The organism is Peterkaempfera podocarpi, from assembly GCF_042466665.1.
Classification (GTDB): domain Bacteria; phylum Actinomycetota; class Actinomycetes; order Streptomycetales; family Streptomycetaceae; genus Peterkaempfera; species Peterkaempfera podocarpi.
Window position 1 is genome coordinate 6,118,557 of the sequence record NZ_CP162102.1, and the last position, 16,975, is coordinate 6,135,531.

Annotated in this window: 11 protein-coding genes; 4 read left to right on the forward strand and 7 right to left on the reverse strand. The window is 71.7% G+C overall.

Features of this window, described 5'->3' with window-relative positions:
• Positions 1–313: 313 nt before the first annotated feature.
• Positions 314–820: a hypothetical protein gene (locus AB0761_RS26845; RefSeq protein WP_377271694.1), complete on the reverse strand. Its 507-nt coding sequence runs from the start codon at positions 818–820 to the stop codon at positions 314–316.
• Positions 821–989: 169 nt separating this feature from the next.
• Here AB0761_RS26845 and AB0761_RS26850 point away from each other — a divergent pair, with 169 nt between their 5' ends.
• Positions 990–2,258, forward strand: a complete 1,269-nt coding sequence (locus AB0761_RS26850) for a histidine kinase (protein WP_377271695.1) — start codon at positions 990–992, stop codon at positions 2,256–2,258.
• Positions 2,246–2,905 (forward strand): response regulator, encoded by a 660-nt coding sequence (locus AB0761_RS26855; protein ID WP_377271696.1) that lies wholly within the window; start codon positions 2,246–2,248, stop codon positions 2,903–2,905. Before AB0761_RS26850 ends, AB0761_RS26855 begins: the two co-directional genes overlap by 13 nt.
• 455 nt (positions 2,906–3,360) lie before the next feature.
• Here AB0761_RS26855 and AB0761_RS26860 read toward each other — a convergent pair whose 3' ends face one another.
• Positions 3,361–3,804, reverse strand: a complete 444-nt coding sequence (locus AB0761_RS26860) for a hypothetical protein (protein WP_377274342.1) — start codon at positions 3,802–3,804, stop codon at positions 3,361–3,363.
• A 381-nt stretch (positions 3,805–4,185) separates the two neighbouring features.
• On the opposite strand from AB0761_RS26860, the gene AB0761_RS26865 reads away from it, so the two are divergent.
• Positions 4,186–4,728 carry a hypothetical protein gene (locus AB0761_RS26865; protein WP_377271697.1) on the forward strand — a complete coding sequence of 181 codons (543 nt, stop codon included), beginning with the start codon at positions 4,186–4,188 and terminating at the stop codon, positions 4,726–4,728.
• Between the two features lie 255 nt (positions 4,729–4,983).
• On the opposite strand, the gene AB0761_RS26870 is transcribed toward AB0761_RS26865, so the two are convergent.
• Complete coding sequence (locus tag AB0761_RS26870) at positions 4,984–5,568, reverse strand: TetR/AcrR family transcriptional regulator (RefSeq protein WP_377271698.1); 585 nt, start codon at positions 5,566–5,568, stop codon at positions 4,984–4,986.
• A 264-nt stretch (positions 5,569–5,832) separates the two neighbouring features.
• On the opposite strand from AB0761_RS26870, the gene AB0761_RS26875 reads away from it, so the two are divergent.
• Complete coding sequence (locus tag AB0761_RS26875; protein ID WP_377271699.1) at positions 5,833–7,416, forward strand: MDR family MFS transporter; 1,584 nt, start codon at positions 5,833–5,835, stop codon at positions 7,414–7,416.
• 563 nt (positions 7,417–7,979) lie between these two features.
• On the opposite strand, the gene AB0761_RS26880 is transcribed toward AB0761_RS26875, so the two are convergent.
• The 4 genes from AB0761_RS26880 to AB0761_RS26895 form a co-directional block, all read right to left on the reverse strand.
• The gene (locus tag AB0761_RS26880) at positions 7,980–9,116 is read right to left on the reverse strand and encodes a Fic family protein (protein ID WP_377271700.1); all 1,137 of its coding nucleotides are present in this window, start codon (positions 9,114–9,116) and stop codon (positions 7,980–7,982) included.
• 521 nt (positions 9,117–9,637) lie between these two features.
• Complete coding sequence (locus AB0761_RS26885) at positions 9,638–13,564, reverse strand: carboxypeptidase regulatory-like domain-containing protein (RefSeq protein ID WP_377271701.1); 3,927 nt, start codon at positions 13,562–13,564, stop codon at positions 9,638–9,640.
• Positions 13,565–13,617: 53 nt separating this feature from the next.
• Positions 13,618–13,809 (reverse strand): hypothetical protein, encoded by a 192-nt coding sequence (locus AB0761_RS26890; RefSeq protein ID WP_377271702.1) that lies wholly within the window; start codon positions 13,807–13,809, stop codon positions 13,618–13,620.
• 101 nt (positions 13,810–13,910) lie between these two features.
• A complete protein-coding gene (locus tag AB0761_RS26895; protein ID WP_377271703.1) occupies positions 13,911–16,877 on the reverse strand; it encodes an ATP-binding protein in 2,967 nt (988 codons plus the stop codon).
• Positions 16,878–16,975: the final 98 nt, after the last annotated feature.

Consider the following 16,975-nt stretch of genomic DNA (forward strand, 5'->3'; position numbering starts at 1 on the left):
TGCGGAAGCCGGGATCTCCCGCCGCTGCCTGGCCAAGTGTTTTTCGGCACGCACAGCCCCGTGGAACGCCGACCGGCGATCGTGACACCATGGCGTGAAGCCCCTGTGACGTCGGCCTCTTGCCGAGGCCTGCCTCTCCAGGGGCTTCACGCGGTCGCAACCGGTTACAGCAAAGGGCTCAGTTCCCAGTCGCCGGCACCGGGCTGTTGTGCGCCGAGCGCTACGAGGCTTCCTCATCCGGCCAGGCCTCACTCTCGATGATCAGAGAGGGGGCACGCCGGGCGCGAACAGCGGGTGCGTCCGGTGCAGGACGTTACGCCCGTCGCCCCAGCGCCCGGATCGCCAACCACACGCACAGTGCGGCCAGCGGTAGTTCGGCACAGCACGCCATCGCTGCCGCCATGTCGAGATCGCTTCCGGCGGTCGCGGTGGTGGTGTCGAACCAGGCGTCGATCACGAGCAGGGTGGCGGTCGCGGTGGCCGCCAGGGCATGCCGTACGTCGCCGCGGGAAGCGAGGACGCCGGTGACGATCAGACCGGCCGCCTCCAGCGCGTCAAGGCCGATCCAGGCGAGCGGCCAGTGCGCTGCGGTAGCGGTGGCCGGCAGGCCGGTCGCCAGCACGCACAGCCAGGGCAGCAGGACGAGCCCGCACGTGACCAGCAGCCGGCCGGCCCGGCGCACTCGCTGCGAGGCCGGCTCCGCCCCGGTCTTCTCCCGCCCGTACGGCTCCGGCCGGGGCTGGCCATGCGGCGCAACGACCACCGCATCGGGGCTGCCTTCTGCAGCGAACTGCTCGGTGTGTGAGATCAGTTGTCGCATGTGCCTCTCCGCTCCCCAAGTGCTCTCCCCTTCACGACCTCCAGCCTCCGCCAGCCGCCCGGGTGTCGTCAGTCACGCAGATATCCGACCCGAGGTGCAGAAAAGTGCACCCCGGATCCGGGCAGGAGCGTCATGGCCCGGCGGCGGCGTGATCTTTTACTGTTCGTGCATGCACTTCAAGACGTGGCGACCGGACCTCCTGCGGCGGCAGTTCGGGCGCGCGGGCCGTGCCACCGCGTTCCACTCCGTGGGCATCGCGATCCAGTTCGGAGTGCTGCTGGTGCTGGCGCTGCCATGGATCTACTTCGTGCCGGCGGCGCTCTGGGCCGTGACGGTGGCCGTCGTGGTTCCCTCAGCCGCCGTGGTGCTTGCCGGTCCGCTGCTCACCCGGGTGCAGCGCGCCCGTTTCCGGGAGCGGCTCGGCGTGGTCGTGCCCGCACCCGCGGGCCTGGCGGAGCGGCCCGGACGGCACGGCATCCAGCAGTGGCTGCGCTCGGCCCCCGGCCGTCGCCAGATGCGCTACCACCTGCTCGCGGGCCCGCTGTGCGCGCTCGGCGGTCTGGCGGTGCTGGTGTTGTGGGCGGCGGGGGGCGCCGCGGCCTCGATCTATGCGTGGCTCTGGGTGACCCCGTGGCAGTGGCGGGCGGAGAACGCGGGCCACTCGGTGAAGGCAGCGTATGTCACCGCCGTCGGTGTCGCCCTGCTCTGTGCGACCGCGTGGCTGGCGAGGGCGCTCGCCCGCCTCGACACCCGCGCCGCGAACGCGCTGCTCGGGCCGAGCCGTGAGGAGCAACTGACCCGACGAGTGGCGGACCTCGCCGAGAGCCGTGCCGGCGTGGTCGACGCGGCCGACGCCGAGCGGCGGAGGATCGAGCGCGACCTGCACGACGGTGTACAGCAGCGCCTGGTGGCGCTCGCTGTCAACCTCGGCCTCGCCAAGGCCACCCTCGGCGACCTGCCGGAGGAAGCCCGCAAGGTGATCGACGAGGCGCACCTTGAGGCGAAGGAGGCCATCTCCGAGCTGAACGACCTGGTGCGTGGCCTGCATCCCGCGGTCCTGGAGGACCGCGGTCTCGACGCCGCCCTCTCCGGAATCGCCGCGCGTCTCTCCATACCGGTCCGTCTGTCGGTGAGCCTGCGCCGGCGCCCGTCTCCCACCATCGAGGCAGTCGCGTACTTCGTGGTCTCCGAGACCCTGACAAACGTGGTCAAGCACGCCCAGGCGTCCAGCGTCGAAGTGACCGTCGAGCACATGAGGGGGACACTGTTGATCGCCATCACGGACGACGGCGTCGGAGGCGCGGATCCCTCGGGTGCCTCGGGCACCGGGCTCACCGGGCTCGCCAAGCGCGTCGCGTCCGTCGACGGCACGTTCTCCTGCCGCAGCCCCCTCGGGGGCCCGACCGTCGTCACCGTGGAGCTGCCGTGCGCGCTGTGATCGCCGAGGATTCCGTCCTGCTGCGGATCGGGGTGGTCAAGGTGCTGGAGGCGGTTGGCTTCGAGGTGTGCGCAGAGGCTGCGGACGCGGAAGGGTTGCTGGCGGCGGTCGAGGAGCACCGGCCCGACATCGCGGTGGTCGACGTCCGTATGCCGCCGGGCTTCACCGACGAGGGCGTACGTGCCGCGCACGTGATCCGCCGGCAGTGGTCGGGCACCTCGGTCCTGCTGCTGTCGCAGTACGTGGAGGAGCGCTACGCGGCGGATCTCCTCGCAGCCAACACGTCCGGCGTCGGCTACCTGCTCAAGCAGCGGATCGCCGATGTCGGGGAGTTTGCGGAGTCGGTACGCAGAGTGGCGGCCGGCGGCACCGCGCTGGACCCGCAGGTCGTCGCACAACTGCTGATGCGCCGCCACAGCGATCCGCTCGACCGGCTGACTCCGCGCGAACGCGAGGTCCTGGAGTTGATGGCGGGCGGCCGGTCCAACTCCGGGATCGCGGCCGAACTCGTGGTCAGCGAGAGCGCGGTCGCCAAGCACATCAACAGCATCTTCACCAAGCTCGACCTGCCCAAGGCGGACGGCGACCACCGCCGGGTGCTGGCGGTCCTGCGTTTCCTCGGCGTGGCGAACACCTCAGGCCAGTGACGGCGGTCTGCGACGGCACCCGAGCCGAACAGCCGGAATCGCGGGAGGAGGCTCACGGCGACCCGGACCGATTGCGGTCCAGGGCCTTTGACATCCCCGGTTGACATCGGTGGGGAAATTCTTGGGAGACGTCCGACGGCGTCACCTGAGGACGGCGCCGCAACACGCGGTCCATGTGGGTGATCGCCTCCTGCCGCGTCTCCTGCGTGACGTGGGCATGGACGTTCATCGTGACCGCGGTGTGGCTGTGTCCGAGGGTCTCCGTCATCACGCGGGGTGCCACCCCGGCCGCAACGAGCAGTGTGGCGCAGACGGGCTGGGTGTTGTGGAGCAGCCTGCAGCCCTCTGACGACGACAATCGGCGCGTCCTCGCGATACTGCGTGCCTCAACTGCTGAGCGCCCTCCTGGAGAGGGACCCGTCGCACCCGTGCTCGTCGTGGTCATCAACGAGTTGCTATGACCGACCGCTTCCGTCGACAGGGGATACGTTCCACACCGCAGGCAGCGTACTTCCGCAGAACACGCAGCTGAAGTCGTCCTCGCGCACGATGTTGCGCTCCTGGCAGTCAGGGCAGCGTCGGAACACCACCTCATGGGTGAAGCCGGGCGGCCGCAGCAGGCCGACCTGATCCAACGCCTGGGCAACGGCCGGCCACGAGCCGACGTCCGGGCAGTAACCAGTGGAGTGGTTGCTGACGTCGCCAACCGTCCAGCGTCCGGCCTCGTGGACAAAGCCGATCTCCCCGGCGCCCAGGACGGGCCCTCCGCCGGCGCAGGCCACATGCTCGCTTCGGCGGGGCGCGAGCCGCAGGACGCCCTCCATGTCGATCACGAAGGTGAAGGGATCGGCCAGTTCCGCAGTCGACTGTTCCGCGACCCAGCTGACGAAGTCAGCCATCGAGCGGATCCGGCGGCCTTCGCTGCCGGGCCGGACCGCATCCTTCAGGTCAGCTGGTCCCACATACGGGTAGCTCCGCCCCCACGTACTCACAGAGCCAACCTAGAACACACTGTCGCAACAGGCCCCAGCAGTGTGGATCAGCCGCTCTGATGGGCCGTCATAACCTGTGATCGGCGACTCACGGTGATCAGGAAGAGCTGTTGCGCGGGAGGGGGAGACGTGCGCCGTCCGTCGACTGGCGGCCGGTGCGCTTCTGCGAGCGGCTGGGCGAGGACTTGGGGCAGCTCGACTCGCCCTATGATGCGGGGGCACGTGAGGACCACCGGGGAGTAGTCGATGCAGACACTCACGCTGACGTACAGGCCGGAGCCCGGCGATGTGGCGGAAGCGATCGCGAGATCGCCGAGGCTGCGACGCGTCCGGAACCGGGCCCTGCGGAACGCGGCTTCGGCCCTGCTGGTCACGGCACTGTTCGGGGTGGTGGAGGTGGAGCTGCCGGAGAAGCCGCCGGGTGCCTTCCTGGCGATGGTGCTGTGCGCAGGACTGTTCGTGAAGTACGCCCGAACTGTGCTTCTTCTCTCCACGGGTGGGGGTATCCGCAGGGCCGCGCGGAAGGCGTGGAGCCGCTCGGAGGTGGCGCAACTGGTGCATGAGGCGACGATCGCCGAGGACCGGCTTGCTGTGCGCACGGACAAGCGGGGCTCGACGTACGCCTGGGAGATCTTCGGCGAACTCGTTGAAACGGAGGACCAGTTCCTTCTCTTGGAGCGGTCGGGGGAGCCCGGTGTCTCTCTGCCCAAGCGCGGCCTGGCCGATCCGTCGCTGGTCCCGGCCTGCCGCAGCCTTCTTGCGAGCTGCCTTGAGGCCCCCCGATCGCCGCAGCGTGGCCCGCTGTCCGACGATGAAGCCGGTGCCTCCTGACGGCAGCGTCGTCCATCACTTCCGAGCGCGGGGATCTTGAGCTTCCCCCGGCAGTCAATGCCCGAGGAAGGCGAAGCTGTCTACTCCAGCAGCGAGTGCAGCAACCCCCCGACCGTCGAAGCGTGTGAGCGCAGGTGGTCGGGCGGTCTCCTCCGTGGTCGGAAACGGCTGGGTCGGCCGAACGGCGGCCGGCCGCCGCGGTTCCTCTGGTGGCACTGGACTGACCAGCCGGCTGACCGCTGGAGACCCCCAGGGTCAGGTGGTGTGCGGGGCGGTGGCGGGCGGGTTGAGCAGGTGGGCGATGCTGCGGGCCGCGTCGGTGACCTGCTGGTCGGTCGCATCGAGCCCCTGGGCGGCGACAAAGGCGAGGTTGACGCTGAGCAGGGCCATGCGGATGCGCAGGGCTTCCTCGATGGAGGCGCCGGGGGCGGTGAGGGTGCCGAAGAGGGCGTCCAGCCGCTCGAGGACGTTCTCCCGGCCGGGGTGGAGGTCCTTGAGGAGGTGCTGGTTGGCGAAGGCGAAGCGCACGACGGGCAGGTGCCGCTCGGAGGCCAGGTCGATCATCCGGTCGATGACCTGGTCCCGCAGCTGCGGGCCCGGGGGCTGGGCGCGGGCCCAGGAGACGAGCTCGTCGAGGGCGACCAGGTGCTCGGCGAACAGCGAGCGGACGATGTCTTCCTTGCTGGGGAAGTGGTAGTACAGCGCGGCTTTGGTCACACCCAGGCGCTCGGCGATCTCCCGTAGAGAGGTGGCCTCGTAACCCCGCTCGGTGAACAGCTCCAGGGCCACCTCGCGGATCTCGGCCTTGGTGTCGCTGCCGCGCCGGTGTGCTGCGCCCATCTGGTCTGCCTTTCTGCGCTGGTGCCGCGCACGGCCGGTTGCCGTGGCGGGGTGCCGCTTGCCAGCTTACCGTCCGGCAAGTAAATTACTTGTCGACCGGTAAGTGACATGGCCATCGTACGGGCGCTGCCCGGGCCCACCGGAGCAGGTTCCCGCTCGCACATCGGCCTCGGCATCCGGCCCCTTCGGGCTCAGGCCCGGGCACGCGGCACGCGGACCTGCCGCCTGCAGGAAATACCGTCCCGAAGAGAGAAGGCAGCACCCATGGCGTCGTCGACAGCAGCGATCCCCGAGCAGGAGGCACCGCCCAGGTTCACGCATCGCGAGATCATGGTGACGATGAGTGGCCTGGTCATCGCGTTGCTGCTGGCCATGCTCGACAACATGATCGTGGCCCCGGCCCTTCCCACCATCGTGGGCGACCTGGGCGGGCTGAACCACCTGGCCTGGGTGACCACCGGCTACATCCTGGCGTCCACCGTCGCCACCCCGATCTGGGGCAAGCTCGGCGACCTGTACGGCCGCCGGACCACCTTCCTGTCCTCCATCGTCGTCTTCCTCGTGGGCTCGGCGCTCTGCGGCATGTCGCAGAACATGGGCGAGCTCATCGGCTTCCGCGCCCTGCAGGGCCTGGGCGCCGGTGGCCTGATGGTGGGCGTCATGTCGGTCATGGCCGAGATCGTGCCGCCGCGCGAGCGCGGCAAGTACCAGGGCGTGCTGATGGCCGTCATGCCCGCCGCCATGATCGGCGGCCCGCTGGCCGGCGGCTTCATCACCGACCACCTCACCTGGCGCTGGGCCTTCTACGTCAACCTGCCGCTCGGCATCGCCGCCCTGCTGGTCTGCTGGTTCACCCTGGCCAAGCTCTCCCGCGGCACCGGCAAGGTCCGCATCGACTGGACCGGCACGGCTCTGCTCACCGTCTGGATCACCGCCCTGGTCCTGATCACCAGCTGGGGCGGCAACGAGTACGACTGGGCCTCGGCGATGATCATCGGCCTTGCCGTGGTGACCGTGGTCGCCTTCGTCGCCTTTGTGATCGTCGAGCGCCGCGCCGCCGAGCCGATCATGCCGCTGTCGGTCTTCGCCAACCGCAACTTCTCCCTCGCCGGGGCCCTCAGCTTCATCGTCGGCTTCGCCCTCTTCGGCGGGATCACCTTCCTGCCGCAGTTCCAGCAGTTCGTCCAGGGCTCCTCGGCGACCAACAGCGGCCTGCTGCTGATGCCGATGATGCTCGCCTCCATGGCCCTGTCCATGGGCGGCGGCGCCATCATCAGCCGCACCGGCCGCTACCGTGCCCTGCCGGTCATCGGCAGCATCCTCATGGCCGCCGGCCTGGCCCTGTTCGCCACCAACACCGACACCTCCCGTACCACCACCTCGCTCTACATGGTCGTCCTCGGCGCCGGCATGGGCTGCCTGATGCAGACCACCATGCTCATCGCCCAGAACAACGCCCCGCTGCGCGACATGGGCGCCGCCACCGGCGCCGCGACCTTCCTGCGCAACATGGGCGGCTCCCTCGGCGTCTCCCTGCTGGGGTCCATCTACACCACCACCCTGACCCACTCGCTCACCTCCCACGGCGGCGCCGCGGGCGGCAGCGGCAGCGTCCATGTGGCCCAGATGACGCCCCAGGCGCTGCGCAGCCTGCCGGAGGCGGCGCGGCAGCTGTTCCAGCAGGCCGTCACCGACGGCGTCGGCATGGTCTTCGCCTGGGGCGCCGTAGTCGCCGCCGTGGGCCTGTTCGTCGCCCTGTTCATCCGCCACACACCACTGCGCGGCTTCGCCGCCGCGCAGCCCGCCACGGCGGACGCGGCCCCCGAAGAGGCCCCCGCGGCCGTCTGACAACACCATGCACGCCTGTGCGCTCCGGGGCAGGAGGGCACAGGGACCCCCTCCTCGGTCAGGGACAGGCGCCGGAGGGGAACAGCGATGCCCGGGCCGGCCCCCAGCGGGGCCGACCCGGGCATCCGTATGTCACCGCACCCGTCATCGATGATCGAGCCGGCCCCGCCGTACGTCCGGGCGGTGTGCAGACCCGGGGTGACGGCGCAGGTGGGTCGGGATCGAACGGGACGCCGCCCGGCGCGGACGATCTCGGTGGCGCGCGGCTGGTTCGCCTCCGACACCAGCCGTCAGCCCGGTTGGCAGCTGGATGCCGAGGAACGGGCGATGGTCGACCGGTTCCTGCGCGAGTTCGCCGACCACCTCCGCGCGATGCGTGGGTCTGGAGACCTCTCGACGTCTGCTGACCCGGTCGACACCCGATCCGCTGGGCCCGTCCACGCTCTGACGGCCGACTCCCACTCGGGCGGCGGCAGCCGGGTTCCGGAGGGTGTCCGGAAGCGGGCTGCGTGAAATGCAGTGCGCCTCGATCAACCACCCGCCCACAGCGGGCTGCGCACTCGTCACTTCGGATACGGATCCTTGAGGGGCATCGGAGTGCGGGCTGCCTCCAGGGCGTCTTCCGGGAAGCGCGGCCCGGCTTCGTAGTACCTCGCCCTGGTGCGTCCCACCGGTTGGAGCACCTCGGATGCGACCAGGTCGCGCAGATCCCGTTGCGCCTGTTGGACGCTCAGTCCTTCGGCGTGCTCGTAGCGTGAGCGCCGTACTCGCCCGGTCATGGCGACGTCGTGCAGGGCGGAGATCACGCGTTCGTCGGAGCCCTGCGCCTCGGCAAAGTCCGAGAGCATGCCCCAGACGCGGCCGGACCGGTCCAAGCGGTTGCGCACCGTCTGGGCCTGCTGGTGGTAGGCGGTCAGGTTGAACCGCACCCAACTGGACACATCCTGGTCGGGAAGGTACTCCGACCCTCGACGTCCCAGCTCGCGGTAGTACTCCCAGGTGTTGCCGGGGCGTCCGAGCCAAGCCTCGATGGAGCAGAACTCCGGGGCGAGAACACCCTCCCTGGCGATCATCAGAGTCTGGAGGGAACGCGACATCCGGCCATTGCCATCGGCCCACGGGTGGATGGACACCAGGTGGAGATGGGCCATCGCCGCCCTCACCAGCGGGTGTGCGGCGTCGTCCGTGCCGAGCCATCCGACGAGTTCCCCCATCAGCCCCGGAACGTCCTTTGCATCCGGCCCGGTGTAGGCGGCGATACTCGGGTCCCGAGCGTCGGTGACGTAGACAGGGCCTCGTCGCCACTGCCCGGCCGGCTTACGCGGGCTGTGGCGGTGGCCCTGGAGCATCCAGTGCAGCGCGTTGAGCAGGCCTTTGCTGTAGGAGAAGTCCTCGACGTCATGCAGAGTCTGGATGTAGGTCATCATCCGCTGATAGGCGAGGGTCTCCTCGCGATTCTCCTCGGATACCTCCACGTCGCGTTCCCCGGCCATGAGGTCCTCGACGTCGACCGTGGCCACCCGGAAGCCTTCGATGGAGTTCGATGCGGCGACCGCGTCAGCGGTGAGGTACTTGCGCAGCCCCTCAGTCCACTTCGTCGGCGTGCTGCGCACCTGGTGGCGAAGGGCCGCGCGCATGCGATCAAGCTCGCCGAGGACGTGGTCGTCGGCGGCAGTGAGAGTGGGCGTAGGAAAGAGCACATCAGCGACGATATGTTGACGCAATCATTACGTCAAGCGGTTGGGTGCCGAGCTCAGGGGGCCATGTTCGACCCGGGCATTCGGCTTTGGGCCGGTTGGCCCAGTGTGCGTGAGCCCGCGCCTCCTCTCGCCGCCGGTCTGAAGGCGGCATCTGCCGACAGCGGCGGCATGGTGGGCCGCCTGGTGGGCGCAGGCCTGGCCGACCACTGGGAAGGCCCAGGCATGGCCCGGACATCCGTGGCCGCTCGTGGGCGCCCAGGACATGCCGGACGTGGACTTCGTCCATGACGACGGCGCGGCCGGGGACTCCGCGCCGCGGTCCTGGGCCCCGTATCTCCTCGGCCGCGAAGACGGCGTCGAATGCCTCGCCGTACTCGCGGTACTCGCCGCACTCGCCGTTGCGGTCACGCAGCAGGAAGCGCAGGGACCCCGTTGTCGGGACGGGGCTCCCGGGTCGAATCGCCCGGGAGCCCCGTCACCTCGTGCCCGCATTCAGCTGTGGGCCGGTCAGCCGTCCGCGGTCAGTGCGTAGCGGTCACCGTCATCGTGGCAGCGAGCGCCGGGACGCCGTACGGCGAGTCGGTGCCGACGGTCAGCCCGCTCGTGTAGGTGCCGGCCTGGTCGACCTCGCCCGCGTCCAGGGTGACCCGCACCGTCACCGCGGCACCCGGGGCGACGGTGACGCTGTGCGGCGCCGACAGCCAGGTGGCGGGGTCCGAGCTGCCGCAGTCGCCGTACCCAGGCAGCTGCTCGACGCCGCTGACCTGACGGTTGCCGGCGTCCGCGCCGCCGACGACATACATCCCGCAGGCACCGCTGCCACGGTAGACCGGCGTATTGGCTGCCGGGAGGGCCGACCAGGAGTCGGTGACCGGGTCGTACTCCTCGGTCTGGTTGGTCATCTGCCCATTGCTGACACCACCGACCAGCTGCAGCCGCCCGCCGGAGGAGGCGGAGGCCATGCCCCAGTCCGGGTACGGCAGGTCGGCCCGCTTGGCCCACACGCCGGTGACCGGGTCGAAGGCGTACGTCGCCGCCACATCCTCGTGGCCGACCGGATCGGTTCCACCGGCGCACACGACCTGGCCGTCGATACCGGCGCAGGAGAGCCACTGGTCGGTGATCGGGTAATCAGCCACCTGGCTCCAGGCGTCGGACCGGGGATCGTAGACGTAGGTCGCCTGGGAGGCCGGATCGCAGTTGCCGCCGCAGCCGGCGACCACATAGAGCCGGCCGCCGAGCACGGCCGTGCCGCCGGTGACGACACCCGAGGGCAGCGGCGCCACCGAGGACCACGAGTCGTGCTTCGGGTCGTATCGGTACGTCGCGGCCGAGACGCCATGGTCGCTGTTCCAGCCGCCGACGACGTAGATCTCGCCCCCGATCGCCTCCACACCGGGCTTCTCCAGCGCCTGCGGCATGTTCGCCAGTCGCTGCCAGCCGCCGGTGGCCGGATCGTGGACATACGCCTTGAAGTGCAGTAGCCCCTCGTTGTACCCGCCGAAGGTGTAGACCTTTCCGTCGAGCGTCACCGAGCCGTTGTCCTGCACGACCTCGGGCAGGGCGTCGGTGGGCATCCATGCGGTGGTACCCGCCACGGTGCTCGCCTCGGTCGAACTCGTCGGCACCGTGGCAGGGCGCGTTCCACCGGCGAGCAGTGACCCGCGGGTGAAGTCGCCGGCGACGTGCCGGATCGGTGCGCCACTGCCGAGCTTCGCCGCGCCGCCCGAGTGCGAGTCCGGCGTGTACGAGCCTTCCTGCGGGTTGAGGACGACGTGAACGGGTGCGGTGCCGGTGTTGCGGAGCGTCACGGTCCGGGTCGTCGAGCGGCCCAGCGGCTGGGTGGCCCGCAGCGGGCCGCCGGAGACGCTGATCCGGCCGGCGCCCAGGCGCCAGTCCTTCCGGGTGACCTGATCGCGGGCGACGGCGACCTTGGCGGTCGAGCCCGTGTACGCGCCGTCGACGACCCCCAGCGCGGTCCGACCGGAACCGTCGGCGGCCGAAGCGGGCGCGAAGAGCTCGTACGCGCCATCGGTCGTCGTGGCCGTCGGGGTGCCGGCCACGCTGACAGTGGCGCCGGAGAGCGCCTTGCCGGTGTTGGCGTCGTCGACGGTGCCTGCCACGAGCCCGCCCGCGACGGCGTCGCAGGAGCGGTCGCCGATGAAGACGTTGTCGACCTTCCAGTACCAGGAGTGGGACGCCCTGTACCGGAACCGGACCCGCACGTCGCTCTTGCCGGCGGCCTGCGGGATCGAGATGGTCTCGGGACCGGAGGAGGGCACGGCGGCCGTGTACCAGACCGAGGTCCAGGTCTCGCCGCCGTCGAGGCTGACCTCGACGTAGGCGTCAGAGGTGTAGTGGTGTGTCATGAAGGAGCTGTCGAAGGTGATGATCGGCTTGGTGTTGCCGCTCAGGTCGAGCGGCGGCGAGACCAGGCTGGTCGCCTCCAGGTCGTCGGTAGTGGCGTCGACGGAGTCGACCTCGGCGAACTGGCCGGTGCCACCGGTGTCGTTGCCGGCGCCGGCCGGGTCGTCGAAGCGCCAGGTGACCCCGGAGCCGCTGTCGTCGGTGACCGTCCAGCCGTCCTGCGGCGTGCCGCCGGGCCATCCCTCGAAGCCGGTCGTGGTGCCCTTGTATGTGAAGTGGTAGCCCTGCGCGAGGCAGTTGTTCGCGTCCACGGACAGCGTCAGGTCGTGGCGCACGTCGCTGGTGCCGACGGCGACACTGTCGTCCGCCGTCTCGTAACCCGGCAGGGCCGTCGAGACATGCAGCTTGTAGTTCCCGTCGTCCGGCAGCCGGACCGCGTACCGGCCGGTGACCGGGTCGGTCGTGACCGCGCCGCCGGGGTAGCGGTCGACGGTGATCGTCGCGGCGAGCGGCCAGCCGTGCCCGGACGCGTCGGTGACGGTGCCGGAGACGACATGGGCGGGCAGGGCGCGCAGCGTGATGGACTCCTTCGACGTGCGCCCCTCGGTGACCTTCAGCGTGGCGGTGGCCGTCGCGTACCCGAACTGCGTGACGGTCAGGGTGTAGGAGCCCGGTGCCAGGACGAGGGTGAAGCCGCCCGACGCGTCGGTCGTGGCGGTGTAGCCGCGCCCGTTCGCGTCGGTGGCGGTGACGACGGCGCCCGGGACCGGCCCCGAGGCCGTCTTTGAGCCGGTGCCGCGCACGGTGCCGGTCACCAGACCGTGCGGACCCTGGCGAAGGGCGCCGACGCCGACGGGCGTACCGAGCCCGGTCGGGCCGTCCCAGCCGGCCCGGGCATTGCAGAGCTGGTTGCCGCAGGGGCCGTCGGAACCGGCGGTGACGTCGGTGAAGTCGGCGGCGTTGGTGTCGGCGTACGGGTAGGTGACCGGGTAGGTGTCGGGCGTCGGCGTGCCCGCGAGGGCGTACATCGCGGCGACGAGCGGCGATGAGAGCGAGGTGCCGCCGACCTGGATCCAGCCGCCGAACGATGGGCTCGAGTTGTAGATGCCGAGGCCGGTGGCCGGGTCGGCGTCCGCGGAGATGTCGGCGATGGCCCGGTTGGCGCAGCCGGTGTCGATGCCCTGCTGGTACGCCGGCTTCGGCTCGACCTGCGAGCAGCCCGAGCCGCCCGAGTCCCAGGCCGCCTCGGTCCAGCCGCGCGCGTTGGTGGCGTCGCGGGTCAGCGTCGTCCCGCCGACGGCGACGACGTTCCCGTTCGTCGCCGGCCAGTTGATGGCGTTGCCGCGGTCTCCGGTGGACGCGGTGACCGCGATCCCGGGGTGGTCGTAGTAGTGCTCGTACGGTGCCAGGTAGCTCCCGTCGCCGAGGGCGCCGTAGGAGTTGGAGATGGCCACGGGGTGCTGGGCGGCGGCAGTGTTCTCGGCCTGGCCGAGGTCGTCCACGGAGGGCGAGTCGCCCTGGACGAGCAGGATGTGGCAGCTCGGGCAGACGGCGGAGACGGCGTCGAGGTCGAGCGCGGTCTCCAGGGACCAGTCGGTGTCCTCGGCCGGGAAGTCGTGGCCGCCGTTCTGGTCGAGCTTGGTGAAGCAGCCGTTGGCCGTCGTGCACGCGGGAAGGCCGTAGGTGCTGCGGAAGACGGCCAGATCGGCCTCGGCGGTCGCGTAGCCGCCGGCGTCGACGATGGCGACCGTCTCGCCCGCGCCACCCGCGGGCAGTTTGTACGCAGCCCTGAGGTCGTCCGGTGTGACAGCGGTGGTGGGCGGGGTGGACGAGTCTGCGGCCCGGGCGCCGTGACTGGTGGTCACAGCCATGAGGTCGCAGGTGGCGTACGGCGCGTCACCCTTCCGCTCGGAGGCGGGCACGGGGACCGCGCATCCGGCGGGCTTGTAGTCGGCCGTGCTCTGCGGTGTGCCGCCGCTCGCGGGGGGCGCCGCCTGCGCCGGGGTGACGGCCGAAAGGCCGAACGCCGCAGCGCACACGATCGCCACCCCGGCGGCCCATATCCGTGGTCGTCTGTGCATCGCTCTCCTCGGGAGGGTGCGTCGGCCGGGCCGACTCGGGTGGGGGCGCTGGGTCAGACCGGCCGGTACTCCACACCGGCCTTCCGCCGGGACTCGCGCGGCGGGTCCGCGCTGTCCGCCGGGGACGGATCGGCGGCGGTGTCCCCACCGTCGTCGGAGTCCTCTGTGCAACCGTCGAGGGAACCGTCGACGGGGCCGGTCGCCGGCTCCTCGCCGGACTGTTCGGCACCGTTTCCAGAAGTCATCGCGGCTGCTCCGTTCTGTCCCACGGCAAGCAGTGAACGCCGCGCGGCGAAGAGTGGGCAATGCGCAGAACTACCCGCGAAACTCCCGTGGCTGCGGTCGGCTAACCCGTCGTCATCGGCGGGCGCGGCACGTTACCCGGCGGCGGCACGTCGCCGGACTCCACCGCGGCGACGGCGAGCGCGGTGCGCGAGGGCGCCTCCCGTTTGCGCATCGCGGAGTGGACGTGCTTCTCGACGGTGCGGGGCGAGAGCCCGAGGACGCGGGCGATCTGTGCGCTGGTCCGGCCCTCCACGAGCAGGCGCACCACCTCGAGTTCGCGCGGCGAGAACCGGTCGCCGTAGCCGGGTCGTCCCACCCGCGCTCCGACCCGGACCCCCTCGTCCGCGAGGGCACGCCGGACCCGGTCCGCGTCCCCGGTCGCGCCGAGGGCGATGAGTTCGCCGAAGACCTCGCGGAGCATGTCGACGGCCCGGTCCCGCTCGCCGGCGGCGAGGCGGCAGCCGGCCGCCTCCTCGCGGGCCAGCAGGGCGTCGTACGGTCTCGGAAGGGCGGCCCAGGCGGCGCCCGCCTCCTCGAAGAGCCCGGCGGCGGCGATGAGGTCACCGGCGGTGACCTCGCCGCCGGTGAGGTCTGCGCCGACGCGTGCGAGCAGCGCCGCGGTCAGCCGGCGGGCCGCCGCGGCCACCGGTGCGTCCAGGCCGCGCGTACCCGCGGTGAAGGCCTCGGCCGTGCGGGCGGCCTCCTCTGCGCGCCCGTCCTCGAGCAGGGCGCGGACCCGCAGCGGGGTGATCTCCGCGGCCCAGAGCCAGAGTCCCTTGGCTTCGACGAGCCGCCAGGCGGCATCGGTGGCGGCCAGTGCCTCCCCGGGGCGGCCGGCGGCGATCGCCAGCCGCGCGAGCACGGCCGACGGGTCGCGAGACCCGTCGGCGGGGCCACGCGGCCGCCCCACCGCGATCGCGGCGCGGACCCGCTCCTGTGCCTGCGGGTGGTCGCCGCGAGCGGCGGCGAGCAGACCGGCCAGCAGCAGTGCGTCGGCGCGCAGCACGGGTTCCTCGGCGTCAAGGGCCAAGGCTCCCCACTCCATCGGGCCCGTCCAGCCGCCGGTGAGCCAGTCGAGGTGGGCGAGGCTCGCCCCCACGAGGTCGCGCAGGCGCAGGTGCTGGTGCCGCTCGGCCAGGGCGGCGGTTGCATTGAGCCAGCGCCGGGCGTCGCCGTAGCGGCCCCAGAGCATCGCCGCCTCACCGAGGTTGGCGAACCCCCGGGCGCGCTGCAGCACCTCGCCGGGGGTCTCGCCCTCGGCCGGCAGGTCGCACGCTGCCGCCCAGCCGGCGGGGTCGCCGAGTACCAGGAGCGTGGCGGCGCGGTCCATGAGAAAGGAGAGCCGTTCCTCGGGCGACGGACCGGGCCAGGCCTCGACCAGCCGTCCGGCCTGCTCCAGCCAGGCACGGTGATGCGCCGCCGGGCGTGCGGTACCGAGCGGGCGGGCGAGCATCATCATCGCGTGCACCGCGGCGACCGGCCGGTCCCGGACCAGTTCCGGCACGGCCTGCTCCATCTCGACCGAGGCGGCCTCCATGTCACCGACGTGGAACATCAGCCGGGCCAGCTGCCAGGTGGCCTCGGTCCGCTCCTCCCGCGTGAGCTCGCCGCCGGCGGCGGTCTCGCGCAGCACGGTGACCAGCTCACGCAGCGGCCCGTCGCCGGGCGCGGCGTACAGCGGCATGCGCCGCACCAGACGAGAGACCGCCGCACCGCGGACGGCCCCGCCGACCAGCAGGTCGAGGAGCAGCCCGAACGCCGTACGGGGATCGCCCGAGGAGATCGCATGGTCCGCCGCCTGCTCGGCGTACGCCGACCAGCGATCCGGGTCGCCCGCCTCCCGGAAGTGCCGGGCCAGCTCGGCGACGGCGCGTACCGGCTCCCGCTCGAGGGCTTCCCCGGCGCGGCGGTGGAGGCGGCTGCGCTCCATGGCGCCGAGGGCGTGATAGACGCTGCGCGCGGCCAGCACATGACGGAACCCCACCCGGCCGCCGCGGTCCTCGTGCAGCAGCCCGCCGACGAGGGCCTCGACCAGACCGCTCTCCGCCTCGTGCAGGGACACCCCGGCGGCCTCGGCGACCAGTGCAGGCGCCCGCTGCCCCTCGAGCACGGCAAGCGCGGCCAGCATCGCGCCGGCCGCCGGCCCGAGGCGGGAGGTCCGCTCGAGCACGGCGTCGCGGATGCTGGGCGGTACGTCGAGCTCCGCGACGTCGCGCCGCAGCCAGGCTCCGTCCTCACAGACCAGGTCCGCACGGTCGTAGAGCAGCCGGACGGACTCCTCGACCGCGAGCGGCAGCCCGTCCGTGTGGGCGCGGAGGAACTCGGCGAACTCCACCGAGACCGGCTCCCCGCCGAGCATCGAGGAGACCAGGTCCGCTGTCCCGGCGGTGTCCAGGGGCCGGGGTTCCAGGCGGGTGACGCCGGCCTGCGCGACCAGCCTGCGCAGCAGTGACCCGGGGCGGACATCCTCGGGCCGGTAGCTGAGGACCAGACGCGGACCCCGCTCCCACCGGGCCCGTAGGAACAGCAGGAGCTCAAGCGTGGTCTCGTCGGACCAGTGGGCGTCCTCCACCACGAGCAGCCCGACGCCGAGGGCGTCGATGAGCTCGACGAGCGCGTGGAGCAGACGGTGCCGCGCGGCTGCGGCGTCGGGCAGCGGATCGGGCGCGGGCGGCAGCTGGTCGGCCCACTCCGGGAAGACCGGCCGCAGCGCCCCCGCCAGCCCGGTGAGCGGCAGGCCGGCGACCCGCCCGGCCAGCCCGCGCACGGCGTCGACGATCGGGCCCAGTGTGTACGGCTCCCGGAACGGCGGGCACACCGCGACCAGCGCCGTCTCGCCGCGCCGCCGCAGAAGCTCCTGGAGCAGCCGGGTCTTCCCGATCCCCGCCTCACCCGCGACCACGACGAGGCCCGGCCGCTCGTCGAGAGCCCGGTCGAGCAACGACAGGTCGCGGTCGCGGCCGACCATGCGGGGGACGGCGAGGTCGGGCCGGCGTGCCGGTACTCCGGCACTCTCCGCTGTACTCATCTCCGCCTCCGATCCGGCCCGGTGGACGCATTCTGCCGGTCGGACGGCCGAGCATGGTCCTGCCGGGCTCCCCGAGCTGGTGCGCGCGGTCCCGGCGG